Annotated in this window: 2 protein-coding genes; one reads left to right on the top strand and one right to left on the bottom strand. The window is 65.3% G+C overall.

The window, feature by feature from the left end; genetic code table 11:
- Positions 1-120: 120 nt before the first annotated feature.
- Entirely contained in the window at positions 121-537 is a 417-nt protein-coding gene (tnpA, locus tag ACZ4IF_RS44515; RefSeq protein WP_467575000.1) for an IS200/IS605 family transposase, read from the bottom strand.
- A 25-nt stretch (positions 538-562) separates the two neighbouring features.
- Here tnpA and ACZ4IF_RS44520 point away from each other — a divergent pair, with 25 nt between their 5' ends.
- On the top strand, positions 563-1,786 hold the full coding sequence (locus tag ACZ4IF_RS44520; protein WP_467575003.1) for an RNA-guided endonuclease InsQ/TnpB family protein: 1,224 nt from the start codon (positions 563-565) through the stop codon (positions 1,784-1,786).
- The last annotated feature ends 60 nt before the right edge of the window (positions 1,787-1,846 follow it).

Genomic DNA, 1,846 nt, shown 5'->3' on the forward strand with positions numbered 1-1,846 from the left:
GAATCTGATGGTGGCGACGCGGGGCGTCGCGGATTCAGGTCCGGCGGAGCCGGACACCGCAGTTCCTCGTCTGCGGTGCGGCGCGTCGCGCGGGCTGGTCCCGGCGGAGCCGGGCGGTGCTCACACCGGCCGGTTCTGCTGTTCGATGTACTGCCTGACCACGCTGAGCGGGGCGCCGCCGACGGTTCCGGCGAAGTAGGAGCCGGACCACAGCTTGTTGGCCCTCCAGTAGTGGCGTACCAGGTCGGGGAACTCCTGGCGCAGGCGGCGGGAGGAGACGCCCTTGAGGGAGTTGACCAGTTTGGTCACGGCGACCTTGGGCGGGAAGTTCACCAGCAGGTGGACGTGGTTGTTCTCGCCGTTGAACTCCACCAGCTCGCATTCGAAGTCCGTACACACCGACCGCATGATCTCTTCCATACGCCTCAAGTGGGCATCGGTGAACACCTTGTGCCGGAACTTGGTCACGAAGACCAAGTGGACGTGCATCACGAAAACACAGTGTCTACCAGTTCTGATCTTATGCAAGTCGCCCATAACCCAAGTATGTATCGTGAGGGTCATGCAGCTCCGGTACTCCTTCAGGTTGTACCCGGACACCGGCCAACAGAGGGCGTTGGCGAGGGCGTTCGGGTGCGCCCGTGTCGTGTTCAACGACGCGGTCCGCGCCCGTGAGGAGGCCAGAGCGGCCAAGCAGCCGTTCCCCAAGGCCGCGGAGCTGTCGAAGAGGCTGATTACCGAGGCGAAACAGACGGTGGAGCGGTCCTGGCTGGGCGAGGTCTCCGCGGTGGTGCTCCAGCAGTCCCTGCGGGACGTCGAGACTGCGTACCGCAACTTCTTCGCCTCCCTCAAGGGTGGTCGCAAGGGGCCCAAGATGGGTGCTCCCCATTTCAAGTCCCGCAAGGACAAGCGGCAGTCGATCCGGTTCACCGCCAACGCCCGCTGGTCCATCACCGACAGTGGCCGTCTGAACCTGCCGAAGATCGGCGCGGTGAAGGTGACGTGGTCCCGCACGCTGCCCACCACGCCCTCCTCCGTCACCGTCATCAAGGACGCGGCCGGGCGGTACTTCGCCTCCTTCGTCATCGACACCGACCCCGCCGCCGACCAGGCACGGATGCCCGAAACGGACCGCACCATCGGCATCGACCTCGGCCTCACCCACTTTGCCGTCCTGTCCGACGGCACGAAAATCGACTCCCCGCGTTTTCTGCGGCGCGCGGAGAAGAAGCTGAAGAAGGCCCAGCGGGAGCTGTCCCGCAAACAGAAGGGAAGCAAGAACCGCGAAAAGGCCCGCCTGAAGGTCACCCGCGCTCACGCCAAGGTCACCGACGCCCGCCGCGAGTTCCACCACCAGCTCTCCACCAGGCTGATCTCCGAGAACCAAGGGATCGCCGTGGAGGACCTGTCGGTGGCGGGACTGGCCCGCACCAGACTGGCCAAGTCCGTGCACGACGCCGGATGGTCCTCGTTCGTCAGCATGCTGGAGTACAAAGCGGCCCGGTACGGCCGCACCCTGGTCACGATCGGCCGGTTCGAGCCGACCTCCCAGACCTGCTCGACATGCGGCGTCAAGGACGGACCCAAACCCCTCAGCGTCCGGAAATGGACCTGTACCGCCTGCGGCAGCGTCCATGACCGGGACCACAATGCCGCGATCAACGTGAAGACGGCCGCCGGACTGGCGGTATCGGCCTGCGGAGCGCCGGTAAGACCAGGAGCGATCCCGGCACAGCGCGAAGAAACAGGAAGCCACGGATTCCCGACCCAAGCCCGTGCCGCGTAGCGGCACAGCAACGATCGAGAAGGCCAGAATCCTCGGGCTTCAGCCCGAGGAGCAAGTCAA

This window comes from Streptomyces sp. NPDC025784 (assembly GCF_055558435.1).

What these genes read in the sequence shown, in the direction of transcription:
- tnpA (WP_467575000.1), bottom strand. Translation starts at nt 537, where the DNA reads ATGGGCGACTTGCATAAGATCAGAACTGGTAGACACTGTGTTTTCGTG.
- ACZ4IF_RS44520 (WP_467575003.1), top strand. Translation starts at nt 563, where the DNA reads ATGCAGCTCCGGTACTCCTTCAGGTTGTACCCGGACACCGGCCAACAG.